We start from the raw sequence: 20,354 nt of genomic DNA, 5'->3' as shown, positions 1-20,354 counted from the left end.
TGCTGGGCAGTCACATCCTTTGCCTTACTCGATTTCAGGTGTGAAACCTGCGACATTGGCCGTATCGATCAGATAGGGTTCGGTCGGAGGTGTACCCGGGACAAGCGGCGCGCCAAGGTCCCCGATGGCACGCGGAACGGCTTCACCGCGACGCGCGCGGTCGATTGCCATGACAGCGTTGTAGGCGTTTGATTTCAGTCGATTGGCACTGGACACCTCGATGGTGCCGTCCTTGATTGCGTCAATCGCCCGCGCTGTTGCTCCGTTGTCATAGATCTTGACGGAACCTAGTCGACCAGCCTGCTCAAGAACCGGCACGAGACCCATCGCCAGATTCGAGAAGGCCGTATAGGCCAAAGTCATGTCGGGGTTTGCCTGAACCATCGGCCCCGCCTCTTCCAGCGCCGACGGCGTCGAGTAATCGGTCCTTGCGACAGCAATGATCTCGATTTCAGTATACTTCGCCTTGAACATCTCCAAGGCCGCTTCGTGGTTCTTGGTGATCGGGTTCAGTTCGGGGCCAGTGATCACACCCAGTTTCTGCGGCCCGGGGTTTTCAGCCCCCATGCGGTCAAGCACCTGGAAGAACGCCATCGGCGTCTCGGCGCCACCGATATAGGCGAGCGTTCCCGGCGACCAGAGCTCATCGCCTTCGTTGGCACCACGCCCGCAAATCGACAGGACGGCCGTCACGACCAGCACGCCCTTTTCAGGCGCGTCCCTGGTCGCGATGTCGCACATGATGTTGCCTTCAACTGCCTTGAGAACCCAGGCGTCGTAGTCCCGCGTCAGCGCGTTTTCAAGCTGATTGGCCTGCGTTACGGGATCGAACTTTCCGTCAAACACCTCGATTTCCCAACCAAGCTCCTTCGCCGCCTGTGTTGCACCGTCGATGCTGGCCTGCATCGCTGAATTATTTGTGCCCTCCGAAAAGAAGGCGATCTTCAGCGGCCCTGTCGCCGGAACAGCGACGGTCATCCCGCCTCCAACGTCCACTTGGACATCTTGTGCGGATGCCAAGCCGGGACCAACCAAAGCTGCCGAGAGCAACAACGCGCGTAACGTGCTTATTTTCTTCATAGTTTCCTCCCTTTGGTTTCTTTTTTCTGGTTCATTGTGCCGTATAGCCACCGTCGACCGCGATATCGGCGCCCGTAACGAAGGAAGCCTGGTCCGACGCGAGGAATGCGATCACGCGGGCGATCTCCACAGGCTCGGCCTGTCGCTTTATTGGATGCGCGTTGATCAGGTTCTGGACATAGGCTGCACCCTCAGGACTCGCCTGCATTGCAGCGACGGTCATGTCTGTTCGGGTGGACCCGAGGATGATCGCGTTCGATCTGATCCCGCGATCCGCATAGGTCACCGCGTCGCATTTCGACAGAAGCCTGACCGCAGCTTTCGAGCCGTGATAAAGCGGGATATCTGCGTTGCCGACAACGCCATAGGTCGAGGAGACATTGACGATGCTACCAGGTCGCCCTGCGTTCAAAAGGCCCGCGATCACGTATTTCGTGCACAGGAAGGTGCCCTTGACGTTGATCGCGAAGACATGGTCAAAATCATCGGCCGTGGCTTCGTGTGTCGGTGCGCCCGTGCCAGCGATCGCGGCGGCGTTGACGAGCACGTCCGGAAGGTCGAGTGCCATGGTCACCTGAGCCACAGCCCTTGCGACCGCCTTTTCATCAGCGATGTCCACTCTTACGTAGAGGGCGGCGTCAGCAGGGCCTTCATCCTTGACATCGAAGACAGCAACCCGAGCGCCCTCTTCCACGAAGAGGGTGGTCACCGCCGAGCCAACACCCCCAGCCCCACCTGTGACGATAGCCACTTTTCCATCGAGAATTCCCATATTCAGCCCCCCTGTCCGGTCAACGACGCCATGATCGTGCGCTGGTTGCCGATGGCGGACATCAGCATCAGACCACCGTCAACGAACAACGTCGTGCCCGTGGTAAAGCGTGCCTGCGGCGACAGCAGATAGGCGATGGCCTCTGCCATCTCCTCCGGCGCGCCGGGGCGGCCGACTGGTGTTTCCGGGCGGTGGCGGGCAAGAATGTCTTCGCCCTCGGTCGCGCCGCTCATCGGTGTTGCGGTTTCGCCCGGGCCGATGGCATTCACCCGGATGCCATGCTCTGCGAGGTCGAGCGCCATGCACTTGGTCAGCATGCCAACCCCGGCTTTGGAGGTGCAGTAGGCGGCGCCCATCATAAGCGGCACCGCCTCATGAACCGACGAGACGTTGACGATCCGGCCTTCAAGCCCCCGGTCGATCATGTGGCGCGCCACGATCTGCCCCGCAAGGAACGACCCGGTAAGGTTGCAGTCGATGATGTGGCGCCAGTCGGCGAGCGTGACCTCGGTGAATGCTGCCAGAGAAAGCACGCCCGCGTTGTTAACGAACGCCGGGACGCCGCCGAAAGCGTCAAACAGCCCGCCCAGTGCGACCTCGATGCTGGCCGGGTCGTCAAGCGCCATCTGTGCGACTTCGGCACGCGCGCCGAGCGCACGGACGCGCCGTGCCGTCTCGGCGCCACCGTCGGCATTGCTGCCGAACGTCAGCCCGACGTCGTAACCGGCCTGCGCCAGATGGACGGCCGTCGCACGTCCGATGCCGGAGCTTGCCCCGGTAACAATCACTGCTTCGCGACTCATTTTGCATCTCCTATGGCGGGCAGCATGGTGGCTGTGTCCCAGTGAAAGGGCCGCAACTCGGCAATTCGGTCATTGCGGATGCGAAAGAACTGCAGAAGCGGCCAGTCGATCAGCTTCCCGGTCGCGCGCGCGGTGGCAAAGACATGCGACCGGCTGAGGATGACGTCCGGACCGGAGGGAAAGAACTGCGGATCGCGCACCTCAAGGTGCGACCACACGCGGCCAAAGGCCTCCATCCACGCACGAAATCCTTCCGGCCCCCGCCATTCGCCACCGTAGGGCAATGACGCCGGCTGGTGCAGGACACAGTCAGCATCAAGAGTTTCGGCGATGACCGAGAAGTCTCCGCCACCGGGTGCCAAATAGACCGTCTCGGCCGCATAGAACCGCATCAGCGTGGCAAAGGCCGGGTTCTGATCTGGGTTGGCGATTATCATGTTGCCCCTCCCGGAGACGAGTTTCATTGGGCGGTCCAGCCGCCGTCGATAAGAAGGCTTGTTCCGGTCACCATCCGCGCAGCGTCAGAAGCGAGGAAAACCGCCGCCGCTGCGATGTCTTCCGGCTGGCCCAACTGACCCATCGGGATGCGCGACAACACTTCGTCGCGGAAAGTGGCGTCCGCGAACATTGGTCGTGTCATGGGTGTTTCGACGAAGGTCGGGGCTAGGCTGACAACCCGGATGCCCCGCGGGGCAAGCTCCACAGCCAGCGCCTTCGTCAGGCCCTCGAGTCCATGTTTGGTCGCACAATAGACGGTGCGATTTTTTGCACCGACATGACCCATCTGCGAACCTATGTTCAGGATAACTCCGCCCCTGGGCATCGAATCCAGAACCGCCTGCGCAGCAAAGAATGCCCCTCTCAGATTGAGGTTCATCAGGTGATCGAAGTCTTCGGACGTCACCTGCTCGAATGGCATCGGCCGATTGGTCCCGGCATTGTTGACCAGAATGTCGACGCGACGGAGCGATCCAAGCAGTTCTGAGAGGGTGGACAAATTCCCCAGATCGACGGGCATGGTGCTACTTGTCGGCCCGATCTCATCTGCCAGAACGCCAAGCGCGGCTGCGTCCCGCGCAACAAGCACCACATTGGCACCTGCATCGGCAAAGGCCTTGGCAATGCTCCGACCGAGGCCGCCCGTCGCACCGGTGACGACGGCCACTTTGCCAGCAAGAGGTTGGGGCACCGCAAGCGCGGCACCATCAGATGCGGTTTTCAAGTTTTTGGACCCTGTCTTGAAGGAGGTGTCAGGCTTCGTGGTTTACGCCGAAGTCCGCCGGCGGCTTTGGCCCCCAGACATAGAAGGCGTCATCGTCATCGTGGTCTTCCGCAGTCCAGCCCGCATCTTTGGGGATGTAGTCCATGTCGCAGGAGTATTCGGCGTAGCTGCCCCAAGGGTCGCGAACATAGTGAAAGTAGTTGGATCCAAGCACATGCCTGCCGACCCCCCATCCGTCGGTGAACCCGCGATCCGCCATTACCATCGCGCCCAACCCAACCTCGTGGATTGAGGGCACATCCCAGCTGGTGTGATGGATACCCGGTGCCGTGGAGCGCACGAAGGCCACCATGTGATGGTCGCTACCGTGCCGCCCATGCAGGAATGCGATGTTCGATCCAGCCCGGTCCGACAGGCCCAGGCCCAGAACGCGAGTGTAAAATGCTACCGCGCGGTCGACGTCTGACGTGAAAAGCAAGATGTGGGACATCCGGGCAGGCCGTACCAGACCCGCCTGGCTGCGCTTGGGCGATCCGGCAACGCCGGGGTCCGACGAGATAAGCATGCCATGCGACTTCTGGTCCGGTGAGCTCTTGCCCGCAACCTTGAGTTCGACAAGCGTCCCTTCGAAGTCGCGGAACCAAAGCCCATTCGTTTCCAGGCCCGGTGGAGCATCGACCAGCGCGATGTGACATTCCGAAAGGTGCCGCTTGAATCGGTCAAGGTCTTCCTCGAAGATACCAAAACTGAGGTAAGACAACGACTTGCGCGACCATTCCGTCACGCGGCACCAGACATGCGGCGCCCCGTCGGTCAAGAGCTCGAGCGCGTTCCCGCGTTCCCGGGTTACCAGACCGAAGGCACGATGAAACGCTTCTGCCTGCGCGATATCGGGCACATGAAAGCTGAAGCTGTCCAGGGAATGGACCCCTGGGCCGTTGATCTGAGAGGCGGTCACATGACCTCGATTTGCTGTCATCGTCTCCTCTCCTTCAAGCGATTGCGCTGCGTTGTTCGATGACTTCCTGCGCGATCGGGTTGCGCAGCGTTCCGATGCCCTCGATCTCTACCTCAACGACATCGCCCGGTTTCATGTAGAGTTTTGGCGTGCGAGCATGTCCAATCCCGGACGGCGTGCCGGTCACAAGGATATCGCCGGGCTCGAGAGTGATCGCTTCAGAGACCGTGGAAACCAGCGTGGCCACGTCAAAGATCAGGTGATCGGTGTTGGACGCCTGAACGATCTGCCCGTTCAGGCGCGTCTCGATCTTCAGTCCCGCGGCGCCGGACGGAAGCTCGTCGGATGTCACGAACCAGGGCCCGAAGGCACCGGTTCCATCAAAGTTCTTGCCCACGGTCCACTGCGGTGTCTTGTGCTGAAACTCGCGAACCGATCCATCGTTAAAAATCGAGTAGCCGGCGACATGCGCCAAGGCATCCGCCTTGGCAATGTGGCGACCGGACTTCCCGATGACCGCCACCAGCTCACCTTCGAAATCCAGGCTATCGGACGCGACCGGCCTGACTATCGCTTCGCCATGCGCCACAAGGCTTGAGGCAAAGCGTGGAAACAGGGTGGGATAGCTGGGTTGTGCATAGCCACTTTCAGCTGTGTGATCGGCATAGTTTAGCCCGACGCAGATGATCTTGGCGGGAGCAGTCAGGGGGGGCAGCACCTCGATCGCGTCCAGATCCAGTATGGGCGCATCGGCCAGCATCTCATGTGCACGCTTCAGGGCAGGCGGGCCAACCGCAAGAAGCTGGGCGATGGAACCTGCATAACCAGTTCCATCAGCCTCGCGACCACGCCATATGCCGTCGAAAAGCGCTGCCGTTCCGGGAATTCCAGCCCGCCGATAGCTCAAGAATCTCATTCTGTCCTCCCGTTAGTGCCTCAAAGCTAGCACTCGCAGGAAAATCGAGTCAACAGGAATATATTATTAGCCGAAAGATGCTTTATGGGACGGTTCGGGATATGTTTGCAGAATGAGCGAGCAGAAGCAGAACAACAGCGCCCTTGTCCGCAGCGCCCTGCGTGACCGTATTCTGAGGTGCGACATGCGACCCGGCGAGCGCATCGTCATCGCAGATGTGTCTTCGGAATTCGGTGTGAGCCTCGGCGCCGTGCGGGAGGCGCTATCGGGGCTAGAGGGTGAAGGGCTCGTTCTGGCGTTGGCCAAGCGTGGCTTTCAGGTTCTTGGCGTCTCGGTCAACGAACTCTATGACCTGACTCGTGCGCGGATCGAGGTTGAAAGCGCGTGTCTGCGCCTGTCGATTGCAGAGGGTGACGTTGAGTGGGAAAGCCTTTTGGTTGCAGCAAGATACAAACTCGAAGCAACTCCGCGCAGGAGCGGTGGCTTTGCCGATGAGTTGTCGCAGGACTGGAGCGAGGCGCATGCCCGGTTCCATGCGGCTCTCGTCGCTGGCTGCCGCAACAAGACACTGCTGGCGATCCGCCAATCTCTGTTTGACCGGGCAGAACGCTATCGCCGCCTGTCCGTCCCGGTAGATCGGAAACTGCGCGACGTGGACGCCGAGCATAGGGCTTTGGCGGACGCCGCCTTGCTACGTGATACCGACAAGGCCAGTATATTGATGCAGGAACACTTGACACGCACAGCCCAGGTGGTTGGCCAGGCGGCACTGCCCGACCAGCAAGAGCGAGGAACCGCCTAAGCCTGTTCTGCCTTCCGCCTTCTGAAGGCGCGTTTCTTCGCCTTGTTGCCGCATCCACGCCCCACAGTTGCACACCAGATGCGGTTGTTTCCGCGGCTTTCATCGAAAAAGAACATGTTGCAGGTCGGATCGCTGCACTGTTTCACGCGCGCAAGGTCTTCACCGCCGAGCAACGTCAATGCATCGCGCGCTACTGCCGAGAGCGCCGCCTGCCCCGGCGCATCCGCCCGAAGTCGAACCGTTCGGCCGTCGGACATCAGTTCCGGTCGTGGCAGCGGCTTTCTCGCCGTGGCATTCAGCAAGGAAATTGCATCTCCCTCAGGCTCGTTTCCTGCAAGAACGTCGGTGAGCAGCGACCGGAGGGCCGCTCTGACCTGATGTGCCGACGCAACATCGTCAGGCGAGACCAGCAATTCCGCATCGGCCAGCCGAGCCGCCTTGATCCAGCGGGCAAAATCGATTGGTGTCGCAATACGCTCGATGTTGCGGTGCCCGGCCTCGCCCATGGTCGCCAGCAGATCGAGGCAGAGTCGATTCGATGTAAAGCGAAACGCGAGATCGCCAGAACGCAGCATGTTGTTATCCGGAACCATCTTAGACAGTTCCGTTTACACCATGTTCCAACGTTCGGCGAGCCCGGATGTTTCGGCCACCCATTGACAGCACCGCACCCACAGCCGACGCTGCCGCCAAAGCGGGATACAGATGGCCTTCACCCTCCGCCAGTTGCAGTTTTTCGTGGCGGCGGCAGAACAGGGGTCAGTCTCGGGCGCGGGGCGCATGCTGTCGATCTCGCAATCCTCGGTGACAGAGGCGATTCGCGCGCTGGAGGATGATCTGGGTGTCACCCTGTTCGACCGGCAGGCGCGGGGGCTGGAGATCACGCAGAAAGGGTCGGCGTTCCTGCGCCATGCCCGGCAAATTCTGGCTGATGTGGCCACAGCGCGGCAGTCATTCCGCGACGATGCCGAACAGGCAACGGGCCGCTTGTCGCTGGGCGTGACCTCGCTGGTGGCAGGCTATGTGCTGTCCGACATCCTGTCGCGTTTCCGCCGGGCCTTTCCGCAGGTGGAACTGAACGTGATCGAGGACAATGGCGATTACCTGCAACACCTGCTGATCGGGGGCGAGCTGGATGTGGCCGTGCTGCTGACCTCGTCCGTCCGCGACCGCATGGCGCTGCATGTAGAAACGCTGCTGGTGTCGCCCTACCGGCTGTGGCTGCCGCTTGGCCACCGGCTTGGCCAAAGCGCCGCCATCGCGCTGGACGAGTTGGCGGGCGAGCCGCTGATCCAACTGATGGTGGACGAGATCGAGGAAAGCACCCATCGCCTGATGGCCGCCCTTGCCGTGAAACCGCAGATCGCGTTTCGCACCCGGTCGGTCGAGGCGGTGCGCAGCCTTGTCGCCACCGGCGCGGGCTTGGCCATCCTGCCAAGCCTGGTCTACCGCCCCTGGTCGCTGGAGGGCGACCGGATCGAGATCCGCGACGTGTCGGGCGACCTGCCCACCGTGCAGGTGGGCCTGGCCTGGCGCAAGGGTGCCCCGCTTTCGCCGCCTGCCCTGAATTTCATCCGCTCTGCCCAAAGCGCCATCCCCTCGCGCTAACCTGCGGCGTTCATCCTGGCAAAAACATCCGTGCCGCAGGCCTCTGGCATCAGCCATCCACGCAAACGCCCAGCTATCGGAAAAACAGATACCATCCTTCTGCGTTTTGATATTGCGAAACGCCTGCCCTGCCTTACGCTGATGCCAAGCCCGGAAAACCGGCCCGCCCATGCGCGGGAAACTCACAGGGAGACTGCATATGAAAACCATCAGACTGCTGGGCACATCCGCCCTTGCCATCCTCACCGGCCTCAGCCCCGCACTGGCGCAAGTCACCGCCATCGGCGCGGGCGAGGGGCAGGTGAACATCGTCGCCTGGGCCGGTTACATCGAGCGTGGCGAAACGGTGAAGGAATTCGACTGGGTCACGAAGTTCGAAGAGGCCTCGGGCTGCAAGGTCAACGTCAAGACCGCCGGCACCTCGGACGAGATGGTGGCCCTGATGAACGAAGGCGGTTTCGATCTTGTCACCGCCTCGGGCGATGCCAGTCTTCGCCTGATCGCGGGCAAGCGGGTGCAGCCGATCAATATTGATCTGATTCCGTCCTGGTCAACCGTGGACGAGCGGCTGAAGGATGCGCCCTGGCACACCGTGGACGGTGTGCATTACGGCACCCCCTATATGTGGGGGCCGAACGTGCTGATGTATAACACCGAGGTTTTCCCCGAACCGCCGACCTCGTGGAATGTGGTGTTCGAGGAAATGACCCTGCCGGATGGCAAATCGAACACGGGCCGGGTGCAGGCCTATGACGGCCCGATCCATGTCGCCGATGCCGCGCAATACCTGATGACCCACAAGCCCGAGCTTGGCATCACCTCGCCCTATGAGCTGAACGAGGATCAATACAAGGCCGCGCTGGATTTGCTGCGCGTGCAGCGCACGCTGGTCAGCCGTTACTGGCATGATGCCTTCATCCAGATGGATGATTTCAAGAACGAGGGCGTTGTGGCCTCCGGCACCTGGCCGTTCCAGGTGAACCTGTTGCAGGGCGAGGGTTTCCCCGTCGCCTCCACCATCCCCGCTGAAGGCGCGACAGGCTGGGCCGATACCACCATGATGGCGGTGGATGCCGCGAACCCGAACTGTTCCTACATGTGGATGGAACACAGCCTCGCATCCAATCTTCAGGCCGACCTGTCGGTGTGGTTCGGCGCGAACCCGGCGGTTCCTGCGGCCTGCACCGACGGGCGTGGCATGCAGACGGCCGAAGGCTGCACCAAGAACGGGCTGGATGATTTCGAAAAGATCAAATTCTGGACCACTCCGGTTTCCAAATGCCCGCAGGGCGAATGCGTGCCGTATTACCGCTGGGTGTCGGACTACATCGGCGTGATCGGCGGGCGGTAAGCGTTTTCGACGTCCCTCCCCCCACAGGGGGGAGGGGTGCCCGCAGGGTGCAGGTTCACGCCCGCCCGCCCCGGCCCATGCAATACATCCCCCGACACATGCTATGTCGGTGCGTCTGAACACGCACCCTACGATTGGCCGCATCCATGACCCCTGCCGTCACCTTCACCAATGTCACCCGCCACTTCGGCACGGTAAGGGCCGTCGATGCCGTTGACCTGACCATTGCCGAGGGGTCGTTCTTTGCCATGCTCGGGCCGTCCGGGTCGGGCAAGACCACCTGCCTGCGCCTGATCTCGGGGTTCGAGCAGCCGAACGCAGGGTCGATCCGCATTTTTGGTGAGGATGTGAGCCGCACCCCGCCGAACCGGCGCAATGTGAACACGGTGTTTCAGGATTACGCGCTGTTCCCGCATATGAACGTGCGCGACAACGTGGCTTACGGGCTGATGGTCAAGGGTGTGGGCCGCAGCGCCCGTTACGCCAAGGCCGAGGAAATGCTGGCGCTGGTGAAGCTTGACGCTTACGGCGACCGCAAACCGGGCCAGCTTTCCGGCGGGCAGCGGCAGCGGGTGGCACTGGCGCGCGCCCTGGTGAATGAGCCGAAAGTGCTGCTGCTGGATGAACCGCTTGGCGCGCTGGACCTGAAGCTGCGCGAGGCGATGCAGGACGAGTTGAAGGCCCTGCAACAGCGGCTTGGCATCACTTTCGTTTTCGTCACCCATGATCAGGGCGAGGCGCTGAGCATGGCCGACAGTCTGGCCGTGTTCAACAACGGCAGGATCGCCCAGATAGGCACGCCCGCGGAAATCTATGGCCAGCCGCGCACGCGCTTTGTGGCCGATTTTGTCGGATCATCCAATGTGCTGCCGCCTGCGCTGACGCAAACCCTTGGCGGCCCCGCCCGCTGGTCATCCTTGCGCCCCGAGGCGTTGCGGCTGACAGCGCCGCAGGAGGCCCCGCTTGCAGGCCCGGTGACATCGCTGCGCTATCTTGGCTCGGGCACCCGCGTGACCGTGGCGGCCAAGGGGGCCGACATCGGCGTGTTCCTGCCCGCAGGCCATCCCGTGCCCGCGACCGGCGATTACACCGGCATCGGCTTTGCCCCGGGCGCCCTGCATGTGATGGACGAAGCATGACCGCGACGCTTCCCATACGCGGGGCAGGGGACCGGCTGAGCGGGCTGTTCTGGCGCAGGCCCGGTGTGTTGCTGGCCCTGCTGATCGCCCCGCCGCTGCTGTGGCTGGGGGTGGTCTATCTGGGGTCGCTGGCCGCCCTGCTGATGCAGAGCTTTTATTCCATCGACGAGTTTTCCGGTGTGGTGGTCGAGGAATTTACCACCAAGACCTATGCCGAACTGCTGCGCCCGTCGAATTTCGACATCATCATCCGCACCCTGTTGATGTCTGCCGCCGTCACCCTTGGCGCGGCCATCATCGCCTTTCCCATTGCCTATTTCGCCGCCCGCTACGCGCGGGGGCGGTGGAAGGCGGTGTTCTATCTGGGCATCCTGCTGCCGCTGTGGTCGTCCTATCTGGTGAAGGTCTATGCGTGGAAGCTGATCTTGGCCAAAGAGGGCATCCTGACCTGGGCCGCCGAAGGCATTGGCGCGGGCTTCGTGCTGGATGCCGTGCTTTCGCTGCCCGGCATCGGGGGCAATTCGCTGTCCACCAGTTTCATCGGCACGTGGCTTGTGTTCCTTTATGTCTGGCTGCCCTACATGATCCTTCCTATGCAGGCGTCACTGGAGCGTGTGCCTTTGTCGATGCTGGAGGCCTCGGCCGACCTTGGCGCCACCCCCGCGCAGACGTTTCGCAGCGTGATCCTGCCACTGGCGATGCCGGGCGTGATCGCGGGGTCGATCTTTACCTTCTCGCTGACCATGGGCGATTACATCATCCCGCAAATCATTGGCACTTCGGCCCGGTTCGTGGGGCAGGCCGTCTATCAGTTGCAGGGCACCGCCGGAAACCTGCCGCTGGCAGCCGCTTTTGCCGTGGTCCCCATCGTCATCATGCTGGTGTATCTGACGCTGGCCAAACGGGCGGGGGCGTTCGATGCGCTCTGACCGTGCCCCCATTGGCCTGACACTGGCCGCCATTGCCGGATTGCTGTTCCTGCACCTGCCGATCCTCTTGATCTTCCTTTACGCCTTCACCACCGAGGAACGCACCTATCAGTTTCCGCCCCCCGGGCTGACGCTGAAGTGGTTCGAGGTGGCGTGGAACCGGCCCGACATCTGGCCGCCGCTGTATCTGTCGCTGAAGGTCGCCGCGGTCTCTACCGCACTTGCCCTGATCCTCGGCACACTTTGCGCCGCCGCCATGGCGCGGGCAAGGTTCTTTGGCCGCGATCAGCTGTCGCTGCTGATCATCCTGCCGATTGCCCTGCCGGGCATCATCACCGGCATGTCGCTGCGGTCGGCCTTCTCGGTCATGGACATCCCGTTTTCCACCTTCACCATCATCCTTGGCCATGCCACCTTCTGCATCGTGATCGTGTTCAACAACGCCGTCGCGCGGTTTCGCCGCCTGTCGGGCGGGATACTCGAGGCGTCGGCAGATCTTGGCGCGAACGGCTTCCAGACCTTCCGCCATGTCATCCTGCCCAACCTCGGCTCGGCGCTGCTGGCGGGGGGGATGCTGGCCTTTGCCCTGTCGTTCGACGAGGTGATCGTGACCACATTCACCGCAGGCCAGCAATCCACCCTGCCGATCTGGATGCTGAACGAGCTGGTGCGGCCCCGGCAGCGCCCTGTGACCAATGTGGTCGCCATCGTGGTCTTTGTGACCACCTTCATCCCCATTCTCATCGCCTATTACCTGACGCGCGGCGGGTCTGACACCGCCGGCGCCGGAAAATGACCAAGGGAGGGTCACATGGACACCTTGCACACCACCATCTCCACCGCGCTGCTGATCGGGGCTGATTTCGAATCCGGGCAGGACGCGCGCGAGCCGATCCTGAACCCGCGCACCGGCGCGCTGATCCTTGACGTGGCCGAAGCGTCACATGCCCAGATCGACCGGGCGGTGGCTGCGGCGCGCAAGGCCTTTGCCGGCTGGTCGCGCACCACCCCGGTCGAGCGTTCCGCCGCCCTGCTGCGCATCGCCGACCGGGTGGAGGCCGAGGCGGATGCCTTTGCCGCACTGGAGGCGCTGAACTGCGGCAAGCCGATCAACGCAGCGCGGAACGACGAGATTCCGGCGATTGTCGATTGCTACCGGTTCTTCGCCGGTGCCGTGCGCTGCCAGACAGGTGCCGTGGCGGGCGAATATCTGGCGGGGCATACATCCATGATCCGGCGCGACCCGATCGGGGTGGTGGCATCCATCGCGCCGTGGAACTACCCGCTGATGATGATGGCGTGGAAACTGGCCCCGGCGATTGGCGGCGGCAATACTGTGGTGTTCAAGCCGTCGGAACAAACACCGCTGACCGCGCTGAAAATGGCGCGGATACTGGCCGAGGAACTGCCCGAAGGCGTGGTGTCGGTGATCAGCGGGCGCGGGCACACGGTGGGCAATTACCTGATCAACCATCCGGGGGTGGATATGATCAGCCTGACCGGCGACGTGGCGACCGGGAAAAAGATGCTGGATGCCGCCGCGAAATCGGTGAAGCGCACGCATCTGGAACTGGGCGGCAAGGCCCCGGTAATTGTCTGCGACGATGCCGATGTGGCCGAAGTGGTGGATGGGTTGCGCGCCTTCGGTTTCTACAACGCGGGGCAGGATTGCACGGCAGCCTGCCGCATCTATGCGGGGGCAAAGATCTATGACCGGCTGGTGGCCGATCTGTCATCGGCTGTCGCTGGCATCACGCTGGGGGCCGAGGATGACGCCAGCAACGAAATCGGCCCGCTTATCAGCCTGCGCCAGCGCGACAGGGTGGCCAGCTTCGTCAACCGCGCCCGCGAAGTGCCGCATATCGAGATCACGATCGGCGGTGCGGCGATGGATGCGGGGTTCTACTACCGCCCCACAGTGGTGGCCGGTGCCCGGCAGGAGGATGAGATCGTGCGGCGCGAGGTGTTCGGCCCCGTGGTGTCGATCACGCCATTCAGCGATCTGGATCAGGCGGTGGACTGGGCGAATGACAGCGACTATGGGCTGGCGTCGTCGGTCTGGACGCGCGACGTGGGCCGGGCGATGGCCACGGCGGCGCGTCTGCGCTATGGCTGCACCTGGATCAACACGCATTTCATGCTGGTGAACGAAATGCCCCATGGCGGCATCAAGCAATCGGGCTATGGCAAGGACATGTCATCCTATGCGCTGGAGGATTACACCTTTGTGCGGCATGTCATGGTGAAACACGGCTGAGAAAGGCCCCCCATGACCCGTTTCAACCAGCCGCTTGGCGGCAATGACATGCCGCGCTTTGGCGGCCCCGCCACGATGATGCGCCTTCCGTCGCAACCCACCGCCGAGGGGCTGGACGTGGCCTTCATCGGCATTCCGATGGACATCGGCACCTCGAACCGCCCCGGCACGCGGCTTGGGCCACGCCAGATCCGCGACGAATCGCGCATGCTGCGGCCCTACAACATGGCGACGGGGGCGGCACCCTTTGAACATTTGCAGGTGGCCGACATCGGCGATGTGCCGATCAACACGTTTGACCTGAAAAAGTCGGTGGACATCATCACCGCATTTTACGCCGGGGTGCTGGCCCACGGCGCCATACCGCTGACCATGGGCGGCGACCATACACTGACATGGCCGATCCTGCGGGCGATCAGGGCGAAACATGGCCCGGTCGCGCTGATCCACATCGACGCGCATGCCGACATCAACGACACGATGTTCGGCGAAAAGGTGGCGCATGGCTGCCCCTTCCGCCGCGCGTGGGAGGATGACTGCCTGATCAACGACAAGGTGTTCCAGATCGGGCTGCGCGGCACGGGTTACAGCCCCGATGATTTCGACTGGGGCCGGCAGCACGGCTGGACGGTGGTGCAGGCCGAGGATTGCTGGCACATGACGCTGAAACCGCTGATCGCCGGGATCAGGGAAAAGATCGGCGATGCCCCGGTCTATATCTCCTATGACATCGACAGCCTTGATCCAGCCTTTGCCCCCGGCACCGGCACGGTAGAGCCGGGAGGCCTGACCATCTGGCAGGCGCTGGAACTGCTGCGCGGGTGCGCCGGGCTGAACATCGTCGGCGGCGATCTGGTGGAGGTGTCGCCCCCCTATGACCCCTCGGGCAATACCGCGCTGATCGGGGCGAACCTGCTGTATGAGATGCTGTGCGTCTTGCCGGGTGTGCCGCAGGGGCGGTAATTGTGTTTCATGGCGGAGGCGGGGGTTTCACACCCCCCTGTCCGGCCCGGCCACGGGCCGGGCGTTCTTCGCGGAAACCCTCCGCCGGAGGGTTTCTGATCGCTCATCACCCCCGTGGGATATTTTCAGACAGAGAATGAAGAAAGAGCGGCGCTACACGATCCCCCCGCCCGCACCGCTTACCGCAGGGCGGATGCCCGCCACCCGCGCGCGGTAGCCGGAGCGGCGGTATGTGGCGACGGGATCGGCGGCACCCCCGCCCTCGATCCGCGCCATGGCGAGGATCGGCTCCACATCGGTGCGGAAGGCGGTTTTCAGCGTGGTGGTGGCGCTCAGGGCATCGTTGGCATCCTGTGCCGCTGACAGGGTGGCACGGTCCACCAGCAGGGCATTGGCATAGGCGCGCTGCACCTCCATCGCCGAGACCATCAGCGATTCGATGGGATCGGTCACGTTGTGCGACTGGTCGAGCATATGGGCAGGGGTAAAGCCCGGCGTGCCTTCGGCATCGACCAGTTCGTTGAACACCAGAAACAGCCGGTAGGGGTCGATGCTGCCGGTATCCAGATCGTCATCGCCGTATTTCGAATCGTTGAAGTGGAAGCCACCCAGCTTGCCGAAACGGATCAGGCGGGCCACGATCATCTCGATGTTCACATTCGGCGCGTGGTGGCCAAGGTCCACCAGACACAGGGCCTGCGGCCCCAGTTCCTGCGCGATCAGATAGTTGCTGCCCCAATCCTGCACCACGGTGGAATAGAAGGCGGGCTCATACATCTTGTGTTCGGTGAACAGCCGCCAGTCGGCGGGCAGGCCCGCGTAGACCTGTTTCACGGCATCAAGGTAGCGGTCAAGCTGGCGGGTGAAATGCGTCTGGCCGGGGAAGTTGGACCCGTCGCCGATCCAGATCGTCAGCGCCTTTGACCCCAGCGCCTCGCCGATGGCGATGCATTCAAGGTTGTGTTCCACCGCCTGCTGCCGCGTGGCCGCATCGGTATGCGACAGCGAGCCGAATTTATAGCTGTGCGCCTGCCCCGGCTGATCCTGAAACGTGTTGGAATTCATCGCGTCAAACCGCAGGCCCAGATCGCCCGCCTTGCCCAGCAGGTCGGCGGGGGCGGCCTTGTCCCACGGGATATGCAGCGACACGGTGGGGGTGGCGCGGGTCAGTTGCTGGATCACGCCGCAATCGTCAAGCTTGTCAAAGATGTGGCGCGGCTCGCCCGTGCCGGGAAAGCGGGCAAACCGCGTGCCGCCGGTGCCGACGCCCCAGCTGGGAACGGCGACACCGAAGGCTGCGACCTGCGCCTTGATGGCGGCGATGTCGATCCCACGGCGGTCAAGGCGTTCGCCGAGGCTGTCATAATCGGCGCGCAGGGCGGGCAGGGCGGCGGTATTTTCCGCCTCGATCAGTGCGTTGTCGATCATGGCTTACCTCGTGAACGCTTGGACATTGCCCGCATCGACATTCAGGATGTTGCCCGTCGATTTCGCGGAAAGATCGGAGGCGAGGAAATAGGCGGCTTCGGCAATATCCTCGGGCAGGACGGACCGTTTCAGCAGCGACCGTTGGCGGTAATGCTCCTCCAGATCGGCCGTGTCCTTGCCATAGGCGGCGGCGCGTTCGTTCAGCCAGTCACCCGACCAGATTTTCGATCCGCGCAGCACGGCATCGGGGTTGACCACATTCACCCGGATGCCATCCGGCGCACCTTCCAGCGCCAGACAGCGGGCGAGGTGAATTTCGGCGGCCTTGGCCGTGCAATAGGCGGCTGCGTTGGGGCTGGCGGCGAGGCCGTTCTTTGACGCGACAAAGACCACCGCCCCGCCGATGCCCTGCGCCTTCATCAGCCTGAACGCCTCGCGGCTGACAAGGAAATAGCCGGTGGACAGGATATCCATGTTGCGGTTCCACAATGCCAGCGAGGTATCCTCGATGGGGGCCGAGGATGCGATACCGGCGTTTGACACCAGAATATCCACCCCGCCGAACTCCACCGCCGTCTGGGCATAGGCGGCGATCACGGCGGCCTCATCCGTCACATCCATCCGCATGGTGCGGATCAGGTCGCGGCCATGGCGCGCGCCGAGGTTATCGGCGGTGCGGGCCAGCGCCGGCTCGTCAATATCGGCCAGCATCACGCAGGCGCCTTCGCGCAGGTAACGTTCCGCCGTGGCCGACCCGATGCCACCCGCGCCGCCGGTGACAAAGGCGATGCGCCCGGCCAGGCTTTTGGGTTTGGGCATGCGGGCCAGCTTTGCCTCTTCCAGCAGCCAGTATTCGATGTCGAAAGCCTCCTGCTCTGGCAGGCCCTGATAGGTGGATACGGTGGATGCCCCGCGCATCACGTTTATCGCGTTGGTGTAGAACTCGCCGGAAATGCGGGCGGTGGCCTTGTCCTTGGCAAAGGTTATCATGCCCACGCCGGGGATCAGATAGACCACGGCGTTGGGGTCGCGCAGGGGCGGGCTGTCGGGGTGTTTGCAGCGATCGTAGTAGGCGGCGTAATCGGCGCGGTAATCGGCGATTTGGGCGGAAAGCGCGGCAAGGGTTGCATCCACATCCGCGCTTGCGGGGTCGAAGGCCACGACCAGCGGGCGGATTTTCGTGCGCAGGAAATGGTCGGGGCAAGAGGTGCCAAGGGCGGCCAAAGGCTCCATCCCCGCGGCATTCACGAATTCCAGCACCGGGACGGAATCGTCGAAATGGCCGACCATGTGCTGCGCGCCGGAAATCATGCCGCGGATCGCGGGCATAAGCCGGGCCGCCACGGCGCGGCGGGCTTCGGGGGCAAGGCTGGCATGGCGCGGACCACCGAAGGCGGGTTTGCCTGCCGTCTCGCCCTCGAACCATGCAATCGCGCGGTTGATGATGCGCAGGGTGGTCTGGTAGCAGGTCTTGGCGTCGTCATCCCAGGTGAACAGGCCGTGACTTTCCAGCACAACGCCCTTGGCCGAAGGGTTTTCAGCGCAGAACTGCGACAGCCACAGGCCCAGCTCAAACCCCGGCTTTTTCCACGGCAGCCAACCGATCTCATCTCCGAAAACCTGAGCCGTCAGCTCGCGCGAATTGACCGATGCCGCGATGGCGATGATTGCATCGGGGTGCATGTGATCGACATGTTTTTGCGGCACATAGGCGTGCAGCGGGGTATCAATCGACGCGGCACGGGCGTTCAGGTTGAAGGTGCAATGCGGCAAAAGGCCAACCATTTCATCCTCATGGGCCAGCCCGCGATAGATGCCGCGCAGGGCGTGCAGCTTGTCCATATACAGCGTGGCGAAACCGTCCATCCTGATGGACCCCACATCGCCGCCCGATCCCTTGACCCACAGAACCTGCACCTCGGCCCCGGTCAGCGGATCGGCCTGCATCACCTTGGCCGAAGTGTTCCCGCCGCCATAGTTGGTGATTCGCTTGTCGGACCCCAGAAGGTTGGACCGGTACAGCAGCTTTTCCGGCTCTGACATCGCGGTGGCTTTCGCGTCATCCCAAAGGTTTGCAAGCCGGGACGCGGCGGTGTTCTGGTTCATGATGCCTCCCTTGGTGCAGACGCGCGCCGCACCTTCATTGCGGCCAAATGTGCCAGCCTGCGGCAGAATGTCAATCATAAACGATCATAATCAATCATGCTGCACCTGCAAAAGCCATGATGTGATTGAAAATGATTGACAGTGATTGAATTGCTTGGCAGCTTCCGGTGCAGAGGGGGACGCCATGCACGAAACCGAACGCCACCGCATCATCCTTTCCGCCGTGCAGGAGCGCCCCGTGGCAACGGTGGTTGACCTTGTGTCGCTGACCGGCGCGTCCGAGGCGACGATCCGCCGCGATATCGCCACCCTGCATGTGCAAAAGCGCCTGCGCCGGGTGCGGGGCGGGGCGGAGTCCATCACGCCGCCGCAGTTTGTCGGGCTGGCGGGGCGGCCGTTCAGCGTGAACGAGGGCATCAATATCGCGCAGAAACGGGCGATTGCCCGGGCGGCGGTTGATCTGTGCGCCGATGGCGACCCGATCATCATCAACGGTGGCACGACAACATTCCAGATGGTGCATCCGCTGTCGGCCCGCCGGATGCAGGTGTTCACCAACAGCTTTCCCATCGCCGAACATCTGCTGAAGCATTCCAAGAACACCATCCTGCTGTCGGGTGGCGCGATCTACCGCGAGCAGAACATCATCCTGTCGCCCTTCGACAATGACGTGACGCGCAATTTCTATGCCCGCCGCATGTTCATGGGCGCACAGGGTCTGGGGGCACTGGGGCTGATGGAGGCTGACCCGCTGCTGATCCAGGCCGAACAGAAACTGATCGGGCAGGCGGATGAGCTGGTGGTGCTGGTGGACGCCTCCAAATTCCGCCAGCGGTCCAGCCTGATCCTGTGCGCTTTGTCGCGCATCCACACGGTCATCACGGATGAGGGGATCACCGACCGCGAGGCGCAGATGCTGGATGCCGCGGGTGTGCAACTGATCGTGGCGCAAGTGGGAACGGAACGGAAAGAGACCGCGCAGCAGGGATAAGCGGCGCGGATAAACGCTCAATGGGAGGAAAACATGAGCATTCTTAGGAAAGCACTGACAACGGCGGCACTCGCCTCGGTTCTGCTGGCAGGTGCGGCGCAGGCCGAAACCAAACGCATCGCCTTGGTGGTGAAGGCTTTGGGCATCGGCTTTTTCGAGGCCGCCGCCAAAGGCGCCGAAGAAGCCGCCAAGGAACTGGGCGATGTGGAGATCATCTACACCGGCCCGACCGACACCACCGCCGAAGGCCAGATCGAGGTGATCAACGCCCTGATCGCGCAGGGCGTTGATGCGATTGCGATTTCGGCGAATGATCCCGATGCCGTGGCCCCGGCGCTGAAAAAGGCGATGGATCGCGGGATCACGGTGATTTCCTGGGATTCCGGCGTGGCCAAGGACGGCCGCCAGATGCACCTGAACCCGTCATCCAGCCCGCTGATCGGCAACATGATCATCAAGCTGGCGGCGGACAACCTGCCCGAAGGCGGCGAAGTGGCTGTGCTGTCGGCCACCTCGACCTCGACCAACCAGAACACCTGGATCGCCGAGATGAACAAGGTGATGGGCAACTATCCCGGCATCACCGTGGTGGGCACCGTGTATGGCGACGACCTGGCCGACAAATCCTACCGCGAGGCGCAGGGCCTGATGCAGACCTACCCGAACCTGAAAGCCATCATCGCGCCGACTTCGGTGGGTATCGTGGCGGCGGCGCAGGCCGTGACCGATGCGGGCAAGGCCGGGCAGATCAACGTCACCGGGCTTGGCCTGCCGTCGGAAATGGCGGGGCATGTGAAATCAGGCGCGTCGAAATCCTTTGCCATCTGGAATCCGATTGATCTGGGCTATGCTGCGGCGACCATCGCCTACAACCTGTCGAACGGCGCGACAGCCGAGGCGGGCGGCACCATCGCCATGGGCCGCATGGGCGATGTGACGCTGGATGACAATCTGGAAGGCGCCATGGCCGACCCGTTCGTGTATGACGCCAGCAACGTCGATGAATTCGCCTCGATCTTCTGATCCTTC

General features: G+C 62.7%; 20 protein-coding genes. 10 read left to right on the top strand and 10 right to left on the bottom strand.

What is annotated here, in order from left to right; translation table 11 throughout:
* Nucleotides 1–24: 24 nt before the first annotated feature.
* From GEU84_RS15630 to GEU84_RS15600, 7 genes are read right to left on the bottom strand one after another with little or no spacing between them, the layout of a single operon-like run.
* Nucleotides 25–1,080 (bottom strand): sugar ABC transporter substrate-binding protein, encoded by a 1,056-nt coding sequence (locus tag GEU84_RS15630; protein ID WP_152827749.1) that lies wholly within the window; start codon nucleotides 1,078–1,080, stop codon nucleotides 25–27.
* 31 nt (nucleotides 1,081–1,111) lie between these two features.
* Nucleotides 1,112–1,852 (bottom strand): SDR family NAD(P)-dependent oxidoreductase, encoded by a 741-nt coding sequence (locus GEU84_RS15625; RefSeq protein ID WP_152827751.1) that lies wholly within the window; start codon nucleotides 1,850–1,852, stop codon nucleotides 1,112–1,114.
* A gap of 2 nt (nucleotides 1,853–1,854) precedes the next feature.
* Entirely contained in the window at nucleotides 1,855–2,655 is an 801-nt protein-coding gene (locus GEU84_RS15620) for an SDR family oxidoreductase (protein ID WP_152827753.1), read from the bottom strand.
* Nucleotides 2,652–3,119 carry a nuclear transport factor 2 family protein gene (locus tag GEU84_RS15615; RefSeq protein ID WP_152827756.1) on the bottom strand — a complete coding sequence of 156 codons (468 nt, stop codon included), beginning with the start codon at nucleotides 3,117–3,119 and terminating at the stop codon, nucleotides 2,652–2,654. The genes GEU84_RS15620 and GEU84_RS15615 overlap by 4 nt, the downstream gene beginning before the upstream one ends.
* Nucleotides 3,116–3,877: an SDR family NAD(P)-dependent oxidoreductase gene (locus GEU84_RS15610; RefSeq protein ID WP_152827758.1), complete on the bottom strand. Its 762-nt coding sequence runs from the start codon at nucleotides 3,875–3,877 to the stop codon at nucleotides 3,116–3,118. Before GEU84_RS15610 ends, GEU84_RS15615 begins: the two co-directional genes overlap by 4 nt.
* 28 nt (nucleotides 3,878–3,905) lie before the next feature.
* Nucleotides 3,906–4,856 carry a VOC family protein gene (locus tag GEU84_RS15605; RefSeq protein WP_152827760.1) on the bottom strand — a complete coding sequence of 317 codons (951 nt, stop codon included), beginning with the start codon at nucleotides 4,854–4,856 and terminating at the stop codon, nucleotides 3,906–3,908.
* A 13-nt stretch (nucleotides 4,857–4,869) separates the two neighbouring features.
* The gene (locus tag GEU84_RS15600; RefSeq protein WP_152827762.1) at nucleotides 4,870–5,751 is read right to left on the bottom strand and encodes a fumarylacetoacetate hydrolase family protein; all 882 of its coding nucleotides are present in this window, start codon (nucleotides 5,749–5,751) and stop codon (nucleotides 4,870–4,872) included.
* 112 nt (nucleotides 5,752–5,863) lie between these two features.
* On the opposite strand from GEU84_RS15600, the gene GEU84_RS15595 reads away from it, so the two are divergent.
* The gene (locus GEU84_RS15595) at nucleotides 5,864–6,553 is read left to right on the top strand and encodes a GntR family transcriptional regulator (protein ID WP_152827764.1); all 690 of its coding nucleotides are present in this window, start codon (nucleotides 5,864–5,866) and stop codon (nucleotides 6,551–6,553) included.
* Here GEU84_RS15595 and GEU84_RS15590 read toward each other — a convergent pair.
* On the bottom strand, nucleotides 6,550–7,128 hold the full coding sequence (locus GEU84_RS15590) for a CGNR zinc finger domain-containing protein (protein WP_152827766.1): 579 nt from the start codon (nucleotides 7,126–7,128) through the stop codon (nucleotides 6,550–6,552). The two genes, GEU84_RS15595 and GEU84_RS15590, sit on opposite strands and share 4 nt — an antisense overlap.
* A gap of 130 nt (nucleotides 7,129–7,258) precedes the next feature.
* Here GEU84_RS15590 and GEU84_RS15585 point away from each other — a divergent pair, with 130 nt between their 5' ends.
* The 7 genes from GEU84_RS15585 to speB all read left to right on the top strand — a co-directional run bounded on the left by GEU84_RS15585 (nucleotide 7,259) and on the right by speB (nucleotide 14,800).
* Nucleotides 7,259–8,161 carry a LysR substrate-binding domain-containing protein gene (locus tag GEU84_RS15585; protein WP_152827768.1) on the top strand — a complete coding sequence of 301 codons (903 nt, stop codon included), beginning with the start codon at nucleotides 7,259–7,261 and terminating at the stop codon, nucleotides 8,159–8,161.
* A gap of 199 nt (nucleotides 8,162–8,360) precedes the next feature.
* Nucleotides 8,361–9,512, top strand: a complete 1,152-nt coding sequence (locus tag GEU84_RS15580) for an ABC transporter substrate-binding protein (RefSeq protein ID WP_152827770.1) — start codon at nucleotides 8,361–8,363, stop codon at nucleotides 9,510–9,512.
* A 146-nt stretch (nucleotides 9,513–9,658) separates the two neighbouring features.
* The gene (locus GEU84_RS15575) at nucleotides 9,659–10,651 is read left to right on the top strand and encodes an ABC transporter ATP-binding protein (RefSeq protein WP_152827772.1); all 993 of its coding nucleotides are present in this window, start codon (nucleotides 9,659–9,661) and stop codon (nucleotides 10,649–10,651) included.
* Nucleotides 10,648–11,580 (top strand): ABC transporter permease, encoded by a 933-nt coding sequence (locus GEU84_RS15570; RefSeq protein WP_152827774.1) that lies wholly within the window; start codon nucleotides 10,648–10,650, stop codon nucleotides 11,578–11,580. Before GEU84_RS15575 ends, GEU84_RS15570 begins: the two co-directional genes overlap by 4 nt.
* Nucleotides 11,570–12,376 (top strand): ABC transporter permease, encoded by an 807-nt coding sequence (locus GEU84_RS15565; protein WP_152827776.1) that lies wholly within the window; start codon nucleotides 11,570–11,572, stop codon nucleotides 12,374–12,376. The genes GEU84_RS15570 and GEU84_RS15565 overlap by 11 nt, the downstream gene beginning before the upstream one ends.
* 36 nt (nucleotides 12,377–12,412) lie before the next feature.
* Nucleotides 12,413–13,837, top strand: a complete 1,425-nt coding sequence (locus tag GEU84_RS15560) for an aminobutyraldehyde dehydrogenase (RefSeq protein WP_174539918.1) — start codon at nucleotides 12,413–12,415, stop codon at nucleotides 13,835–13,837.
* 12 nt (nucleotides 13,838–13,849) lie between these two features.
* Nucleotides 13,850–14,800 carry an agmatinase gene (gene speB / locus GEU84_RS15555; protein ID WP_152827780.1) on the top strand — a complete coding sequence of 317 codons (951 nt, stop codon included), beginning with the start codon at nucleotides 13,850–13,852 and terminating at the stop codon, nucleotides 14,798–14,800.
* 153 nt (nucleotides 14,801–14,953) lie between these two features.
* Here the strand turns inward: speB and rhaI are convergent, their stop codons facing one another.
* Entirely contained in the window at nucleotides 14,954–16,228 is a 1,275-nt protein-coding gene (rhaI, locus tag GEU84_RS15550) for an L-rhamnose catabolism isomerase (RefSeq protein ID WP_152827480.1), read from the bottom strand.
* A 3-nt stretch (nucleotides 16,229–16,231) separates the two neighbouring features.
* Nucleotides 16,232–18,334, bottom strand: coding sequence for a bifunctional rhamnulose-1-phosphate aldolase/short-chain dehydrogenase (locus tag GEU84_RS15545; protein ID WP_217438584.1), 2,103 nt, complete (start codon nucleotides 18,332–18,334; stop codon nucleotides 16,232–16,234).
* A gap of 184 nt (nucleotides 18,335–18,518) precedes the next feature.
* Between GEU84_RS15545 and GEU84_RS15540 the strand changes: the two genes are divergently transcribed.
* Together GEU84_RS15540 and rhaS are read left to right on the top strand one after the other, a co-directional pair.
* Nucleotides 18,519–19,325 carry a DeoR/GlpR family DNA-binding transcription regulator gene (locus tag GEU84_RS15540; protein WP_152827484.1) on the top strand — a complete coding sequence of 269 codons (807 nt, stop codon included), beginning with the start codon at nucleotides 18,519–18,521 and terminating at the stop codon, nucleotides 19,323–19,325.
* A 33-nt stretch (nucleotides 19,326–19,358) separates the two neighbouring features.
* Entirely contained in the window at nucleotides 19,359–20,348 is a 990-nt protein-coding gene (gene rhaS / locus GEU84_RS15535) for a rhamnose ABC transporter substrate-binding protein (RefSeq protein WP_152827486.1), read from the top strand.
* Nucleotides 20,349–20,354 lie beyond the last annotated feature (6 nt).

The sequence above is a fragment of the Fertoeibacter niger genome (assembly GCF_009380135.2).
GTDB lineage: Bacteria > Pseudomonadota > Alphaproteobacteria > Rhodobacterales > Rhodobacteraceae > Fertoeibacter > Fertoeibacter niger.
The sequence above is the reverse complement of the archived record's forward strand: the minus strand, read 5'-3'. Positions and strand labels throughout refer to the sequence as shown.

What these genes read in the sequence shown, in the direction of transcription:
- GEU84_RS15630 (WP_152827749.1), bottom strand. Translation starts at nt 1,080, where the DNA reads ATGAAGAAAATAAGCACGTTACGCGCGTTGTTGCTCTCGGCAGCTTTG.
- GEU84_RS15625 (WP_152827751.1), bottom strand. Translation starts at nt 1,852, where the DNA reads ATGGGAATTCTCGATGGAAAAGTGGCTATCGTCACAGGTGGGGCTGGG.
- GEU84_RS15620 (WP_152827753.1), bottom strand. Translation starts at nt 2,655, where the DNA reads ATGAGTCGCGAAGCAGTGATTGTTACCGGGGCAAGCTCCGGCATCGGA.
- GEU84_RS15615 (WP_152827756.1), bottom strand. Translation starts at nt 3,119, where the DNA reads ATGAAACTCGTCTCCGGGAGGGGCAACATGATAATCGCCAACCCAGAT.
- GEU84_RS15605 (WP_152827760.1), bottom strand. Translation starts at nt 4,856, where the DNA reads ATGACAGCAAATCGAGGTCATGTGACCGCCTCTCAGATCAACGGCCCA.
- GEU84_RS15600 (WP_152827762.1), bottom strand. Translation starts at nt 5,751, where the DNA reads ATGAGATTCTTGAGCTATCGGCGGGCTGGAATTCCCGGAACGGCAGCG.
- GEU84_RS15595 (WP_152827764.1), top strand. Translation starts at nt 5,864, where the DNA reads ATGAGCGAGCAGAAGCAGAACAACAGCGCCCTTGTCCGCAGCGCCCTG.
- GEU84_RS15590 (WP_152827766.1), bottom strand. Translation starts at nt 7,128, where the DNA reads ATGCTGCGTTCTGGCGATCTCGCGTTTCGCTTTACATCGAATCGACTC.
- GEU84_RS15585 (WP_152827768.1), top strand. Translation starts at nt 7,259, where the DNA reads ATGGCCTTCACCCTCCGCCAGTTGCAGTTTTTCGTGGCGGCGGCAGAA.
- GEU84_RS15580 (WP_152827770.1), top strand. Translation starts at nt 8,361, where the DNA reads ATGAAAACCATCAGACTGCTGGGCACATCCGCCCTTGCCATCCTCACC.
- GEU84_RS15575 (WP_152827772.1), top strand. Translation starts at nt 9,659, where the DNA reads ATGACCCCTGCCGTCACCTTCACCAATGTCACCCGCCACTTCGGCACG.
- GEU84_RS15570 (WP_152827774.1), top strand. Translation starts at nt 10,648, where the DNA reads ATGACCGCGACGCTTCCCATACGCGGGGCAGGGGACCGGCTGAGCGGG.
- GEU84_RS15565 (WP_152827776.1), top strand. Translation starts at nt 11,570, where the DNA reads ATGCGCTCTGACCGTGCCCCCATTGGCCTGACACTGGCCGCCATTGCC.
- speB (WP_152827780.1), top strand. Translation starts at nt 13,850, where the DNA reads ATGACCCGTTTCAACCAGCCGCTTGGCGGCAATGACATGCCGCGCTTT.
- rhaI (WP_152827480.1), bottom strand. Translation starts at nt 16,228, where the DNA reads ATGATCGACAACGCACTGATCGAGGCGGAAAATACCGCCGCCCTGCCC.
- GEU84_RS15545 (WP_217438584.1), bottom strand. Translation starts at nt 18,334, where the DNA reads ATGAACCAGAACACCGCCGCGTCCCGGCTTGCAAACCTTTGGGATGAC.
- GEU84_RS15540 (WP_152827484.1), top strand. Translation starts at nt 18,519, where the DNA reads ATGCACGAAACCGAACGCCACCGCATCATCCTTTCCGCCGTGCAGGAG.
- rhaS (WP_152827486.1), top strand. Translation starts at nt 19,359, where the DNA reads ATGAGCATTCTTAGGAAAGCACTGACAACGGCGGCACTCGCCTCGGTT.